16 protein-coding genes are annotated in these 13,340 nt (G+C 44.7%); 7 read left to right on the top strand and 9 right to left on the bottom strand.

What is annotated here, in order from left to right; all coding sequences use genetic code 11:
* The first annotated feature begins 215 nt into the window (after window positions 1-215).
* A complete protein-coding gene (lipA, locus tag F6K64_RS15330; RefSeq protein ID WP_008181722.1) occupies window positions 216-1,124 on the top strand; it encodes a lipoyl synthase in 909 nt (302 codons plus the stop codon).
* A gap of 323 nt (window positions 1,125-1,447) precedes the next feature.
* Here the strand turns inward: lipA and F6K64_RS15335 are convergent, their stop codons facing one another.
* Window positions 1,448-1,888 carry an SRPBCC family protein gene (locus F6K64_RS15335; protein WP_287265746.1) on the bottom strand — a complete coding sequence of 147 codons (441 nt, stop codon included), beginning with the start codon at window positions 1,886-1,888 and terminating at the stop codon, window positions 1,448-1,450.
* 6 nt (window positions 1,889-1,894) lie between these two features.
* A complete protein-coding gene (locus F6K64_RS15340) occupies window positions 1,895-2,065 on the bottom strand; it encodes a hypothetical protein (protein ID WP_287265748.1) in 171 nt (56 codons plus the stop codon).
* Window positions 2,066-2,267: 202 nt separating this feature from the next.
* On the opposite strand from F6K64_RS15340, the gene F6K64_RS15345 reads away from it, so the two are divergent.
* Window positions 2,268-2,444, top strand: coding sequence for a hypothetical protein (locus F6K64_RS15345; protein ID WP_287265750.1), 177 nt, complete (start codon window positions 2,268-2,270; stop codon window positions 2,442-2,444).
* Here F6K64_RS15345 and zds read toward each other — a convergent pair.
* Window positions 2,437-3,873, bottom strand: a complete 1,437-nt coding sequence (gene zds / locus F6K64_RS15350) for a 9,9'-di-cis-zeta-carotene desaturase (RefSeq protein ID WP_008181727.1) — start codon at window positions 3,871-3,873, stop codon at window positions 2,437-2,439. The genes F6K64_RS15345 and zds overlap by 8 nt on opposite strands.
* Window positions 3,874-3,921: 48 nt before the next feature.
* Here zds and F6K64_RS15355 point away from each other — a divergent pair, with 48 nt between their 5' ends.
* A complete protein-coding gene (locus F6K64_RS15355) occupies window positions 3,922-4,056 on the top strand; it encodes a hypothetical protein (protein WP_267872004.1) in 135 nt (44 codons plus the stop codon).
* 439 nt (window positions 4,057-4,495) lie between these two features.
* On the opposite strand, the gene F6K64_RS15360 is transcribed toward F6K64_RS15355, so the two are convergent.
* The gene (locus tag F6K64_RS15360; RefSeq protein WP_008181728.1) at window positions 4,496-4,744 is read right to left on the bottom strand and encodes a type II toxin-antitoxin system Phd/YefM family antitoxin; all 249 of its coding nucleotides are present in this window, start codon (window positions 4,742-4,744) and stop codon (window positions 4,496-4,498) included.
* A gap of 240 nt (window positions 4,745-4,984) precedes the next feature.
* On the opposite strand from F6K64_RS15360, the gene F6K64_RS15365 reads away from it, so the two are divergent.
* A complete protein-coding gene (locus F6K64_RS15365; RefSeq protein WP_008181729.1) occupies window positions 4,985-6,493 on the top strand; it encodes an aromatic ring-hydroxylating dioxygenase subunit alpha in 1,509 nt (502 codons plus the stop codon).
* A gap of 284 nt (window positions 6,494-6,777) precedes the next feature.
* On the opposite strand, the gene F6K64_RS15370 is transcribed toward F6K64_RS15365, so the two are convergent.
* Window positions 6,778-7,680: an Rpn family recombination-promoting nuclease/putative transposase gene (locus F6K64_RS15370; protein WP_287265752.1), complete on the bottom strand. Its 903-nt coding sequence runs from the start codon at window positions 7,678-7,680 to the stop codon at window positions 6,778-6,780.
* A 294-nt stretch (window positions 7,681-7,974) separates the two neighbouring features.
* On the opposite strand from F6K64_RS15370, the gene F6K64_RS15375 reads away from it, so the two are divergent.
* The 3 genes from F6K64_RS15375 to F6K64_RS15385 all read left to right on the top strand — a co-directional run bounded on the left by F6K64_RS15375 (window position 7,975) and on the right by F6K64_RS15385 (window position 9,768).
* The gene (locus tag F6K64_RS15375; protein ID WP_287265753.1) at window positions 7,975-8,208 is read left to right on the top strand and encodes a hypothetical protein; all 234 of its coding nucleotides are present in this window, start codon (window positions 7,975-7,977) and stop codon (window positions 8,206-8,208) included.
* 498 nt (window positions 8,209-8,706) lie between these two features.
* Window positions 8,707-9,384, top strand: a complete 678-nt coding sequence (locus F6K64_RS15380; RefSeq protein WP_287265754.1) for a tetratricopeptide repeat protein — start codon at window positions 8,707-8,709, stop codon at window positions 9,382-9,384.
* Window positions 9,385-9,393: 9 nt separating this feature from the next.
* On the top strand, window positions 9,394-9,768 hold the full coding sequence (locus tag F6K64_RS15385) for a tetratricopeptide repeat protein (protein WP_287249278.1): 375 nt from the start codon (window positions 9,394-9,396) through the stop codon (window positions 9,766-9,768).
* A gap of 387 nt (window positions 9,769-10,155) precedes the next feature.
* Here the strand turns inward: F6K64_RS15385 and F6K64_RS15390 are convergent, their stop codons facing one another.
* The 4 genes from F6K64_RS15390 to mdh all read right to left on the bottom strand — a co-directional run bounded on the left by F6K64_RS15390 (window position 10,156) and on the right by mdh (window position 13,219).
* Window positions 10,156-11,595 (bottom strand): serine/threonine-protein kinase, encoded by a 1,440-nt coding sequence (locus F6K64_RS15390; protein ID WP_287265756.1) that lies wholly within the window; start codon window positions 11,593-11,595, stop codon window positions 10,156-10,158.
* A gap of 108 nt (window positions 11,596-11,703) precedes the next feature.
* Complete coding sequence (locus F6K64_RS15395; protein WP_287265757.1) at window positions 11,704-12,105, bottom strand: four helix bundle protein; 402 nt, start codon at window positions 12,103-12,105, stop codon at window positions 11,704-11,706.
* On the bottom strand, window positions 12,068-12,241 hold the full coding sequence (locus tag F6K64_RS15400; RefSeq protein WP_287265759.1) for a hypothetical protein: 174 nt from the start codon (window positions 12,239-12,241) through the stop codon (window positions 12,068-12,070). Before F6K64_RS15400 ends, F6K64_RS15395 begins: the two co-directional genes overlap by 38 nt.
* 6 nt (window positions 12,242-12,247) lie before the next feature.
* Complete coding sequence (gene mdh / locus F6K64_RS15405) at window positions 12,248-13,219, bottom strand: malate dehydrogenase (protein WP_287265761.1); 972 nt, start codon at window positions 13,217-13,219, stop codon at window positions 12,248-12,250.
* Window positions 13,220-13,340 lie beyond the last annotated feature (121 nt).

The following is a 13,340-nucleotide window of genomic DNA, read 5'->3' on the forward strand; positions in this document are numbered from 1 at the left end:
TGATGGAAATAGTTTTGTGGAATAGCCATCTTGGTAGAATAGCCATCTAACCTGGAACGGGCATCTTGCCCGTTGCTCCTGTTACAATTCTATTCGACTCCCGATTCCCGATTCCCGATTCCCGATTCCCGATTCCCGATTCCCGATTCCCGATTCCCCACTCCCGATTCCCGATTCCCGATTCCCGATTCCCCACTCCCGACTCCCGATTCCCCATGACTACACAAAAACAATGGCGTTCAGAAATTACTGCACTTCCCTCTTGGTTGCGACGTCCGATTGGTAATGCTAGTGACATCTCAACGGTGCAGCGGATTATTAAACAACGGCAGATTCACACCATTTGTGAGGAGGGACGTTGCCCGAACCGAGGTGAGTGCTATTCTCAGAAAACCGCTACATTTTTGTTGATGGGACCGACATGTACACGGTCTTGTGCATTTTGTCAAGTGGATAAAGGTCATGCTCCCATGGCCCTAGACCCAGAGGAGCCCCAGAAAGTAGCGGAATCGGTACAGTTATTGGGCTTGCGGTATGTGGTGCTGACCTCTGTGGCTCGGGATGATTTGCCAGACCAGGGTGCCGGTTGGTTTGTCGCTACCATGGATGCGATCCGCCAACTCAATCCAGGTACTGAGATAGAAGTGCTAACAGCAGATTTCTGGGGGGGTAAAGGTGATCACGATCAAATCTCAGCAGAGTTGCAACAGCAACGGATAGCAACGGTGGTGGAGGCCAAGCCAGCCTGTTACAACCACAATATTGAAACAGTCCAGCGCTTACAGGGCAAGGTGCGCCGGGGAGCACAATATCAGCGATCGCTAGATGTGCTCAGCATTGTCAAACAACTGAATCCCGCCATTCCCACTAAATCCGGATTAATGTTGGGCCATGGGGAAACCAAAGCAGAAGTAATTGAAGCGATGGCGGATTTAGGTAAGATTGGATGCGATCGCATCACCCTCGGTCAATATATGCGTCCCTCTCTCCAACATCTGCCGGTACAAAAATACTGGACACCGGAAGAGTTTGATGAGCTAGGTGCGATCGCACGGGATATGGGATTTGCCCATGTGCGTTCCGGTCCTTTGGTTCGTAGTTCTTACCATGCGGGGGAAACTTGAAGGTTTAAGGTTCAACTGTTAAGTTCTAGGGAATCGGGAATCGGGAATCGGGAATCGGGAATCGGGAATCGGGAAAAGAGAAAAAATTCTATTTACCTGATAGTTCTGAAAAACGCTGTCTCCTAATCATTACTATTGATCAAAATATCCCCATCTCCCCATCTCCCCACACTCCCCACACCTCCCTATCTCCCCATCCCCCCATCTCCCACACTCCCTATCTCCCCATCTTCCCACTCCCTCGGTGCGCTTGACCCGTAATTAAATTCGCCACGGGTCGCACCGCTCCCGATTCCCGACTCCCGATTCCCGACTCCCCACTCCTACCCTTTCACCTTCAAGGCATAATCCCGGAATCGTTCTAAATCTTCCTGGATGGTAGATTCAACTAGGTTACCTAAAAATAAGTTATCCATTAACTGACCAAGAATGCCGGGAATGCCGTAAGCGATAGTCAGCTTAACGATACTGCTATCCTTACGGTCGTAGAAGCGCACTGCACCTCGATTGGGCAAACCATCTACTGATTCCCACTGAATAATCTGGTGTGGGACTAATTTCAGAATTCGAGAGAGCCAGCTAAACTCAAAACCCATACTGGCAAGTTTCCACCGGGATAAATCAGGATCGTCTTTTAGGACTTCCACTGAGTCAATCCACTTCATCCAGCGCGGCATTTGCTCTAAATCCGACCAAAGATCCCACGCTAACTCAATGGGAACTTCTACTTCAACTTGTACACTATGTTCCAGCCAATCAGACATGGGGTTTTAGGTTGGTAAAGTATTATTGTAGACTTCGGTATAGCAAAGGGAACAGCGGATCTGGGAACAGGGAACAGGGAGTCGGGAGTCGGGAGTCGGGAGTCGGGAGTCGGGAGTCGGGAGTAGCGATGCAGCGCGGTCTTGGGGAGGGAGCGCGGTCTTGGGGGTTTCCCCCATGAGCGACTGCCGTGGTTCCCCCCATGAGCGACTGCATCAAGACGGGAGTAGGGAACAAAAATTCTCACAATTGATTTAGGATTGCAATAGGCAATAGGCAAAAGAAACAATAATTGACGGCAACAATATCATAAAAGCGATGCAGTGAGGTGGAGATCCCCCCTAACCCCCCTTAGAAAGGGGGGAACAATAGCCCCTGCCCATGGACAAAAAGGCTATGGCTCTTCTAGCTTCCCCCTTATTAAGGGGGACGGGAGGGGGATCCCGACGGGCATTGGGAGGATTTATCCAAAATCCAGCCAGTATTGCCCATCTCCCCATCTCCCCAAACTCCCCTCTGATTCCCGATTCCCGATTCCCGATTCCCTTCTTCAACTAACAAAAGACTCAATCGCCTTAGCAGCACGACGCCCGGATAGGGTAGCTCCTTCCATACTATCGATATAGTCTTGTTGGGTATAGCTACCGGCTAGGAAGAAATTAGGGATTGGTGTCTTTTGGTTAGGGCGATAGGGGTCCATGCCAGGGGCTTCCCGGTATAGAGACTGAGCGAGTTTTACGACACTATACCAGGTCATGGTCAAGTCTCGTGAGGAGGGAAACAAGTTATGGACTTGGTGAAGCACATGTTTTGCGATCGCATCATTACTTTGTCGGATAAATGGGTCTCCTGGGGTTAGTACCAACTGCATCAGTGACCCTTCACCGGCTTTGTAATAGTCACCAGGACTAGTGAGAGCTAAATCTGCAAAGCAGGAAAAGTCAGCATCGGGAGTATACAGTAGATTATCCATCCCTGCTGCTTCTTGGAGTTGCTGGCGTTTCTCAGCATCATGAAGCTCTGTCACCCAGCCATCAAATCGTAGTTGGACCGTGGCCACTGGTACCGTATCCAGCTTGTAGATATTATCGAAATCGGACCACTTGCGCCATGATTTCGGTAACAGTCGTTTAACACCAGGCACATCAACGGCACAGACATAGGCATCAGCGGTAATGGTTTCTTCGGTTTCCCCTTTGGCAATCACTAAACCAGTCACTCGGGTTTCCTCTGGGGTTTCGGTAAACAGAATTTCCCTGACTTGGCGGCGAGTGTGGATTTTTGCTCCTCTTTCCTCTAAATACTGAATAATTGGTTTATGGAGGTACTCATGAGGAGAGCCTTCCAGCATTCGTAGTACCGATGCCTCGGTTCTAGCCGCAAATAACTGGAAGATGGTTAGCATACAACGGGCAGAAATATTCTCGGTATCGATGAAACCCAGAGCATAGGCAATGGGATTCCACATCCGCTTTAAACTACCGTCGGAACCACCATGACCGCGAAACCAATCAGCGAAACTGACCGCATCTAGGTCACGAATCGTTTTCATTGCGCCATCGAAATCTATCAAGCCACGCACCAGAGGGCTAATCCCCAGAGCAATGGAGTTTTGCAGCTTATCCTGGAGGGAGAGTTGGGAGGTGGTAAAAAAAGCTTTTAGGCCATTAAAGGGAGCACCAGTAATGAAGCGAAAGTCTAGCTCACCCTTGCGTCCATCATTATTAATAAAGGTGTGAGTATGCTCCTTCAGGCGCAGAAACTGGAACGCTCCCACCTTCTTCATCAGCTCAAACAGGTTGTAATAGCAGCCAAAGAAGACATGCAACCCCATTTCGATGTGATTGCCATCCTTATCTACCCAGCTGCCTACCTTTCCCCCCACAAAGGGACGGGATTCAAAAATTTCCACCTCATGACCAGCATCCACTAACTCTATTGCTGTGGCCATGCCCGCGAGCCCCGCACCAACGATTGCTAAGCGCATTCTCCCCTATCCTTTCAGTTTCTTTACAGATTGTAATATATTCCGGGAGTGGGGAGTCGGGAGTCGGGAGTCGGGAGAGTTGATGTAGATGTAGGGTGGGCAGTGCTTAGCGTCGAGATGGTCAGCTTTTTAATTGGGATCAAGCACTGCCCACCAGTGCGATCGCTTTTGACTCTTTCCTAATAATTTACTTTTGGTGGGCAGTGTTTTCCCCCGATGACAAGCTAATCTAATCGGTTTCGAGCACTGCCCACCCTACTATTCTTTCCTAATAATTTACTTTTGGTGGGCAGTGTTTTCCCCCGATGACAAGCTAATCTGATCGGTTTCGAGCACTGCCCACCCTACGCTTAATCTTCTTGAAAATTTAGTGCGATCGCGTGTTTTACCCCGATGACAAGCTAATCCGATCGGTTTCGAGCACTGGCAACCCTAGGATTTATGTTCTTGAAAATTGAGTGCGATCGCGTTTGAGTGCTGCGGTGGGGTAGCAATCAGTAATATTTCTATAATTTATTCTTGAACTTGGTAACTTAGCGCGTTTATCATACGTGATGAAGTACCTTAAATTTCAATTTTCTTCTCCCTGCTCCCTGCTCCCTGCTCCCTGCTCCCTTTAAGCCTAAGCATTCATAATATCCTCCAACAGCTCCTCACTTTCTGACAGCCCAATAAATCCTTCTTGTTGTGCTTGTTTAGCTTTAATAGCTATAAGTTCCTCTTCTAACTCTAAGAACCTTTCAAATTCTTCTATAGAAATAACAACAGCAACATTACGCCCTTTTTTAGTAATTTTTACTGGCTCTCTTCGAGCTAAATCCAACAGTTCACCAAAACGGTTTTTTGCCTCAGATGCTCCAAGGGTTTTCATGACTTTTTAGGTAACAATACTAGATATTAAGTCTAATATAGCCATTTTAGCTAAAATAGTCAATAGCAGCATTTGATGTAGGGTGGGCAGTGCTTACCTTCGAGATTGTCAGCTTTTTAATTGGTATGTAGTGTTTCTCGCATTTATGAGGTACAGTCTTCTTTGAGGTTGATTCCCTGTCTTGATGCAGCGCATCCCTATTCCCTATTCCCTATTCCCTATTCCCTGTTCCCTTTGCTTATGACTATTAAAGCCAATTCAACTAAATTGAACAACAGTCTTGATAAGTCAAATAAAAAAGTTCACCTCAAACAAGAAGAAACATTCCAATGGACAAAGCAGTGGTATCCAGTAGCCGTTGTTGAATTCCTCGCGCCATCTCGTCCTCACAAAATACAGTTACTCGGTAAAGAGCTAGTGTTATGGCGGGATGGGTCTGATCAATGGCGTTGTTTTGAAGATTTTTGTCCCCATCGATTAGCTCCTCTTTCTGAAGGACGTGTCGAGCCTGATGGAACGTTATTGTGTGCTTATCACGCTTGGCGTTTTGATGCTGAAGGAAATTGTGTCAGTATTCCTCAATCCCAAGACCAGGAGACTGAAGTTAAAAACTGCTCGAATCCTAAATCCTGTGCTGTTGCCTATCCAACTCAGCAAAACCAAGGTTTACTGTGGGTATGGCCAGAATCGGGAAGCAAAGCTCAACAGGAAAGTCAGTTGAGAAAACCCCGTTTAATTCCCGAGCTAGAATCAGATTCCGATCGAGTAGTTAAGCTATTTTGGAATATTCGCGACTTGCCCTATGGCTGGGACTTTTTCATGGAAAATGTTGCTGATCCCGCTCACGTACCGGTTTCCCATCACGGTATTATGGGTAGTCGTTATGAAGATGCCAAGTATTATGATATGCCTTGTCTTAGGGAGATATCCACTCAAGAAGGATTTTCCTTTGCTATTAACCCCACCGTTGAGACAGTAGCCGAAGCAGTTCATGACTTTCAACCTCCCTGTCATATGAGAATTGTTACCAGCTATAACGATGGGGGAAAATTAATCTTAGCCTTATATGCCATTCCGACTCGTCCTGGCTGGTGTCGTCATATTGGTTGTCAAGTCTTGGTCAAGAATGAAGCCGGAAAAACACCAGAAGGATTAGGATTTTTTGCCTTACCAATGCCAATTTGGTTGGGTCATGTCTTGGCTTCAGTATTTTTGCATCAAGACTTAGTATTCCTTCACTACCAAGAAAAAATCTTGGCTCGACGACAACAGCAAGACTGGCTCGATGCAGTTTATACTCCGAATCCTCAAGACAAAATGGTAATCACCTTTCGTCAGTGGTTTAAAAAGAGAGCAGGAGGCACAATCCCTTGGGATTCAGGTATAAATGACCAACTTCCCAATGCTGAGTTAGATAAAAAGCAGCTTTTCGATGTGTGGTCAACTCATACTAAAGATTGTGTTGTTTGTCAAAAGGCTCTGACCAACATCAATCGTGCTACGCTAATCAGTTATGGAGCGGCGGCGCTATGTTTATTGATTGGAATAGTTATGGATGCCCGAGCTGTAGCATTTAAGATGGCAATGACTGCAGATGCCGTGACTATATCTCCCTTTAAAGTGATACCTCCAACTGGATTTTGGGTAGGGATCGCGGGAGCAATTCTTTTAGTAACCATAGGCTACTCATTTAAAAGGTTAAGTCGGCTGTTTTACGTTTATGAATTTGACCATTCCAAGAATGATTAAATAAGTTATAAATGTAGTTGATGTAGGGTGGGCAGTGCTGAGCTTAGCCTAGATCAGGTTTTGAATTGGTATTGAGCACTGCCCACCAGCCCAGTAGATGTAGATGTAGGGTGGGCAGTGCTGAGCTTAGCGTAGATCAGGTTTTGAATTGGTATTGAGCACTGCCCACCAGCCCAGTAGATGTAGATGTAGGGTGGGCAGTGCTTAGCTTCGAGATGATCAGTTTTTCAATTGCTATCAACCACTGCCCACCATAGGATTAATTTTATTAAAAATTGAGACTTTTAATTAGAGTGCTCTTGCAGCCAGTTGAGTAAGTCCTCACTGGTCTGAAAATCCCAGATGGCTTCTGATAAACGGTTTAGATCTTCGTTGGTCAAGGCTTCGATTAATGCGATGGCATTAATCGTTAGTTTGCCAAAGCGGCTCTCAAGCAGTCGCAAGAGTAAATTTCTTTCCCCTTCTTCTCGTCCTTGCCTTTTCGCGAAACTCAATGCACCTCGCGAGTCTTCCAAGACCATCTCCTGTTTGCGGAGTTTTTCCACTTCTGACACACTCAACCCCGCTTGATTCGCTATAGTTAACGCTTTTTCCAGCTGTGGTATTTCCCTGAAGTTGTCAGGAATAATTTCTAAGTTGGGCGCTTCTTTAATAAAATATATCCACTTATCGATCACACTTTCTAAATCTTCCAGTTGCTTAGTAAATTTTGGAAGTTCCACAAACACCAGCTTTAACTCGTTCTCCTGATAAGGCAAGTGGTCTTCTTCCTCTTGAAAGTAAAAACAGCTAATTACTTTCTCGCTGGAAGGGAATAACTTAAAATCCGTGATAGTTAAAGCAATGACTGGATTTAAATCGAAATATCCCTGTCCCAATTGCAGTTGATTTCCATAGGTTTTGCACAAGTTATAAACCACTCGCTTCTTGAAAGCTTCCACATTCCAGAGTTGGATCTCGATGATGACAGTCGTTCCATCCTCTAATACTGCCTTAACATCTAAATAAGTGTCTTTTAAATCCACTACATCTCCGGCGCTATAGGGATCAATAATTTCTAAATCCTGGATGACGGAATTACCGGAGTATATCATAGCATTGAGAAAGGAAATCAAAATATCATTACTCTGATCTGAGCCAAAGATTTTCTTGAAAGCAAAGTCAGTTTTGGGACTGATGAATCTCATGGTTTTATACCTTTACTAGGTTTATTTATAGCGATTTTAAATTAGGTGAGGTACAGAGTAATGGGTTTTAGGTAATAGGAATGCGCTGCATCAAGACAGGTGATCAACGTCAAATAAGACTATCATCATAACTGCGATAAACACTATAATTTTGATTATTTACTATTATTTATTACCTATTTATTCTTATAGCCATTTTCAATTTATTAATAAAAAAAAATTACTAAATCCCTTGACATTAAATTAATTTATGTATATATTAATAAGGTAAGCAGTTTTAAGGAATTACTACTGATGAATCACAACCTTCCGCCTAACTCCGATGAAAATACCAACCCTGAAAACCCAGGTCGTAAACCTAAAAAAGTCAAGCACATCTTGGTCGGTTCTCCTAAACAAGTTCGCAAAACAATTAATGCTATCTATTCCCTTAAATACGCCTATCCCGACGAGTGGAGCGCTTTCGAGCCTACCGGAAAATCTGGTCAGGTTACGACTTTTTTGATTCGATACTTATACCTAGACTAGGATAGTAAATTGCCAGGGCGTCGCCCTGGCGACCAGGAATGGTAAAAATTGTTTTGTGGAGGGGTATATATCAGGATGAAGGATGAGTTGGTATGTAGTTACTTTCGAGTAGTTGCTGACTAATTCGATAGTTGATCAGTAGCGATGCAGCGCGGTCTTGGGGGTTCCCCCCATGAGCGACTGCATCAAGACAGTGATTTAGATTTGAGTGCAGCTCAGCTGTACTTGTGGAAGCTTACATAATATAAATCGGTCAACACTTGGGGTTAACCAGAACTTGACCGATTTTTTTTTATTGATTTATTGGTATATATCCTGAGCAGGCATTTTTATATATGTAGTCAGATAATGTCCTGATAATTACCCTTAATCACAATCTGCCCCATCTCTCCATCAATCTTCTTGATGATGGGTATTCAACCGGACTTGATCTAAGGCAGCCCCCCTGGTGCTTTTGAAGGACTTGCTTTTTTTGTGATCAACAAAAAACGACTAACAATGGACGAAATCTCAGAAACCCCTACCTCAGCTAATCCCTCATCCCAAGACTATCGCCAATTCTTGATGGAGGTATTGCTAGCGATCGCTCACAGCAATGGCAACCCCAAAGTCGTCTACCCACTCCTGCAAGCCAACCTAGACAAACTCGATCATAACTTTATCCATACCCTTCAAGCCTGGGCTAGTGCTAAATTCTCAGAAGCGGAACCAGAAACAGCAGAACGCATTGCTAGAAATATTGGCAACTTCAGCAACCTGATCAAGAATTTTCCACTGGGCAATAAAGCCAATAACATAGAAATCGCTATGGCTGGTTACGAACAGCTGCTAACAGTTTTTACCCGTGAGAGTAACCGGGAAATTTGGGCAGCTATTCAAACCAACCTGGGCAATGCCTACTGTCAAAGAATCGGCCACAACAGGGCTGAGAATCTAGAAAAAGCCATTGAAGCATACCAACTAGCCTTGTCAGTTTACACCAAACAAGACTTACCCATCGAGTGGGCAATGACTCAAAACAACTTGGGCATTGCCTACCGTGAAAGAATCTGTGGTGACAAGATTGAGAATCTAGAACTTGCGATTGAAGCATACGAACTAGCTTTGTCAGTTCACACCAAATCAGACTTCCCTATCCAGTGGACAAGAAATCAAAACAACCTGGGTGCTGCCTAAAGTAACAGAATGCGCCACGACAGGGCTCAGAATATAGAACTTGCTATTGAAGCATACCAACGAGCCTTGTCAGTTTACCATAAATCAGACTTAGCCATTGAGTGGGCAATGACTCAAAATCACCTGGGCACAGCCTACTTTGAAAAAATCCCCCAGGACAAGGCTGAGAATATCGAACTTGCTATTGCTGCATACCAACTAACTTTGGAAGTTTATACCAAAAAAGACTTGCCCTATGATTGGGCAATGACTCAATATAACCTAGGTAATGCCTACCGTAAGAGAATACTAGGAGATACTACAGAAAATCAGGAAAATGCGATCGCATCCTATAAAAATGCTTCAGAAATATACTTCCATGACGACTTTCCCGAAGATTGGTAAAACGTTCAACCTTATATTGCTAGACTACTGATTCAGGCAGGAAACTGATATATATTTCGACAATCCAATAGTTTTCCAGCACCCTCTGCTCTCCTCCCATTACTGCCATCGGTTCTGGCTTTAAATTGCGACAATGCAATAGTTTTTAACCACTCATACCCTTTATAAATCCCATAATTCCCATTACCCTCATCGGTTCTGGCTTTAAATTGCGACAATGCAATAGTTTTCCAACACCCTCTGCTCCCAGAAAACCCACACAATCCACCCTCTCCCCAAAACATCTAAGCTAATGCGCATTTAAATTGGTTTTTCCCCGTTCCCAGATCCGCTGATCCGAAGTTCCCTTTGAGCAATTTAGGTATCCCAATCTAAATGCTTAACAGCTTAATTACTCAAAAAAGCCTCTTGTTCCAAATTATCAAGTAAATCCTCAGCAATTTGATACCAAGCTTGCCGGAATTGAACATCATCTTGTTTATCGGAAAGAGTCTTTCCCTTTAATTGGGGATATGTACTATAAAAAAATTGATCAACTTTCTGATAAAAAGTCCCTGGTTCAATCTTCAAATCTAGGCAACGCTGATAGATTTGCTTTTGCCGTTGCTGCTCGGTGTTACTCACAGATGATTTAGAGGGCAATGATGGTATAGAGGGCAATTGCCAGGATATCTTCGGGAATTTTGGTGTAGGAAACCCTCCTCTAGCTACTGCTACCGTTCCAAACACTACTAATAAAGAAATGGACATAGAAATACCAAAAAACCTTAGTTCACGGTTAGTGGATTGCTGTTTGCGATTGAGCACAGCAGTGAACGTTGTTTTAATAGTTTGACCAGGAGCAGCCACTAAGGTAGCGATCTGGGTAAATAGTGTATTTGGTTGTTTATTTGGTTGTTTATTTGGTTGTTTATTTGGTAGCTTAGTTGGTTGTTGATTTGGTAGATTATTTGGTAGCTTAGTTGGCTGCTGGCTACTTACCGGCTGGGGAATTACGGTTTCTAGGGCTTCACTGACATCTTGGGCTGACTGATACCGTTCTTTAGGAAGATTAGCCAGCATTTTAGCCAAGACCGATTTGAAGCTGGGGCTAATGGTTATCTCTTGCCAAAGCCAGGTGGCGTGATAACTATCATAAAAGTCTAGAGGCTGTTTACCGGTTAGCAATACTAAAGCAGTTACCGCTAAAGCGTAAAGGTCGCTAGTGGCATCAGCTTTGCCATATCGTAACTGTTCATCTGGGGAGTAACCCCGCTTTCCCACTTGAGTGCCAATCACGTATCCGGTTGATTGGACAATGGCAGTGGTTACCATTTCTTTGACACAACCAAAGTCAATTAATACTGGCTTATTGTCAGAATTCCGTTTAATCAGATTATCCGGAGAAATATCCCGATGAATGATCTGCTTAGAGTGGATATAATCTAAAACTGGCAAGATGTCTTGGAGCAGTTTAATCACATCTGCTTCCCTAAACTTTTGACCCTGGACTAAAAGCTGGTGATAGGTTAACCCTTCCACATAGTCTTGTACTAAAAAGAGATAATTTTTACGACCAATACTGGTTCTAAGTAACTCTCGAAAACAAGGAATTTGGTTATGTCTGAGCTGGTATAGCATCCCAGCTTCTCGCTCAAATAATTCTTGAGCTTTTTGTAATTCATAGTTGTTTTGAAGTTGGGGAGCAAATTCTTTGAGTACACAACGCTCTTGATAGCGATTAGCATCTTCAGCGAGATAGGTACGTCCAAAAGTTCCTTGACCTAAATCGCCTAAGATTTTATAGCGGTCTTTGATAATTGCTCCAGTTTTTAAGGTATTAGACATAATAGCCGCCAGTAATTGATAATCTATAACGCTGGGTGTGACGAGTGTGGGGAGTGTGGGGAGTGTGGGGAGTGTGGGGAGTGTGGGGAGTGTGGGGAGTGTGGGACGTTAGTCGAGTAACCAATCATCTGGATTGGTAATCATCTTGACTAATCCACTAAGGATTTGATTGTAACTTCCGTAGAGTTCTCTTACTTGTTCGACCGTGAGATACTGACATTTCATTGCAAACGTTAACCAAACTTGAGTCTCTGCTGCTTCTGCCTCACAATCATTCAGTTTAGCTACAAAAGCGGCTTTATATCTCCGTTTTCTCCAAGCTTCTGCGAGATTAGCACAGACTGAGCGAGAGGAACGACGAATTTGATCAGTTAAGGAATATTTTTCTTCAACTGGGAACTTTTTAGAATGTTCAAAAATTCGCATCGCTGTCTCAAATGCCAATTTATAAATAACCAAATCCTCATGAGTTCTAAAATACTTTTTCCGTTTTTCGTTTTCTGCTCCCATCTTCTTTAATTTCGATCGCTATCTTCTGCTCTAGATCTTCCCGCGCCCCCGCCCCAAGCTCCCAAAACTTTCCCATGTCACCATCTCCCCATCTCCCCACACTCCCCACACTTCCCACACTTCCCACACTCCCCACACTCTCTTAATGATCCAGCATCCCTTGTGCCTTCTTAATATTGTCACGAACTGATTCAGCGGATATCTTGAGGGAGGACAGTTCAAGATCTGTCAACTTTAATTCCAAAATTTTTTCGATGCCTCGACACCCCAATCGGGTGGGTACTCCTATAAAAATATCTTGCAAACCATATTCACCCTGAAGGTAGGCAGCTGCGGTGATTTGGCGGGATTGGTTGTGTAATATTGCTTCTACCATCAAACAGGCGGAGGATGCTGGGGCAAAATAAGCACTGCCAGTGCGCATCAGTTCTACAATTTCTGCCCCTCCTCGACGAGTCCGTTCGATCAGGGCTTCTATCCGGTCTGGTGTCATCAGTTCCGTGATGGGAACACCACTAACGGTAGAGTAGCGGGGTAGTGGCACCATTAAGTCCCCATGGCCTCCGAGCACTACTGCATTCACATCCGCAACGGATACACCATTTTCCATGGCAATGAATGTCCGGAATCGGGTAGAATCCAACACCCCTGCCATGCCCATGACGCGATGGGGTGGTAAGTCAGTAGCTTGCCAGGCTAGGTAGGTCATCACATCGAGGGGATTGGTGACCACGATTAACATGGCATCTGGGGATTTTGCGATCGCATTTTTAGCCGCTTCCACCACAATTCTGGCATTGATCTGTAGCAGGTCATCCCTACTCATGCCTGGTTTCCGGGGACTTCCTGCCGTAATCACCACCACATCGGAACCAGCAGTATCAGCATAGTCATTAGTTCCGATAATTTGGCAATCGTGGCCTTCAATGCCCCTGGCCTCTAGTAAATCTAGAGCAATGCCTTGGGGCATACCTGGTACAATATCGAGGAGTACGACATCGGCCAGATTTTTTTCAGCAATCCGTTGGACAAGAGTACTCCCTACTCTACCACCACCTATGACGGATACACGGTTGTCGTGGCAAGCAATTGGGGAGTTGGGATAGGGTACCATGATCGGAATGGGTAGCGTGGAAATGCGTTCGCCTAGCGTGGCCTACGGCCAATCGCTTTTCTCGAACTCCCCCAAAATTGGGGGATTTAGGGGGCTATGGGTGCCAAAGCTCACAAGGGTA

This window comes from Moorena sp. SIO3A2, assembly GCF_010672265.1.
Lineage (GTDB): Bacteria > Cyanobacteriota > Cyanobacteriia > Cyanobacteriales > Coleofasciculaceae > Moorena > Moorena producens.

Bases quoted from the DNA above. Each gene is read 5' to 3' on its own strand.
- F6K64_RS15340 (WP_287265748.1), bottom strand. From the start codon at position 2,065: ATGGGGGAAACCCCCAAGACCGCGCTCCCTCCCCAAGACCGCGCTGCA.
- zds (WP_008181727.1), bottom strand. From the start codon at position 3,873: ATGCGCTTAGCAATCGTTGGTGCGGGGCTCGCGGGCATGGCCACAGCA.
- F6K64_RS15360 (WP_008181728.1), bottom strand. From the start codon at position 4,744: ATGAAAACCCTTGGAGCATCTGAGGCAAAAAACCGTTTTGGTGAACTG.
- lipA (WP_008181722.1), top strand. From the start codon at position 216: ATGACTACACAAAAACAATGGCGTTCAGAAATTACTGCACTTCCCTCT.
- F6K64_RS15365 (WP_008181729.1), top strand. From the start codon at position 4,985: ATGACTATTAAAGCCAATTCAACTAAATTGAACAACAGTCTTGATAAG.
- F6K64_RS15345 (WP_287265750.1), top strand. From the start codon at position 2,268: ATGGACAAAAAGGCTATGGCTCTTCTAGCTTCCCCCTTATTAAGGGGG.
- F6K64_RS15380 (WP_287265754.1), top strand. From the start codon at position 8,707: ATGGACGAAATCTCAGAAACCCCTACCTCAGCTAATCCCTCATCCCAA.
- F6K64_RS15375 (WP_287265753.1), top strand. From the start codon at position 7,975: ATGAATCACAACCTTCCGCCTAACTCCGATGAAAATACCAACCCTGAA.
- mdh (WP_287265761.1), bottom strand. From the start codon at position 13,219: ATGGTACCCTATCCCAACTCCCCAATTGCTTGCCACGACAACCGTGTA.
- F6K64_RS15335 (WP_287265746.1), bottom strand. From the start codon at position 1,888: ATGTCTGATTGGCTGGAACATAGTGTACAAGTTGAAGTAGAAGTTCCC.
- F6K64_RS15370 (WP_287265752.1), bottom strand. From the start codon at position 7,680: ATGAGATTCATCAGTCCCAAAACTGACTTTGCTTTCAAGAAAATCTTT.
- F6K64_RS15390 (WP_287265756.1), bottom strand. From the start codon at position 11,595: ATGTCTAATACCTTAAAAACTGGAGCAATTATCAAAGACCGCTATAAA.
- F6K64_RS15395 (WP_287265757.1), bottom strand. From the start codon at position 12,105: ATGGGAGCAGAAAACGAAAAACGGAAAAAGTATTTTAGAACTCATGAG.
- F6K64_RS15385 (WP_287249278.1), top strand. From the start codon at position 9,394: ATGCGCCACGACAGGGCTCAGAATATAGAACTTGCTATTGAAGCATAC.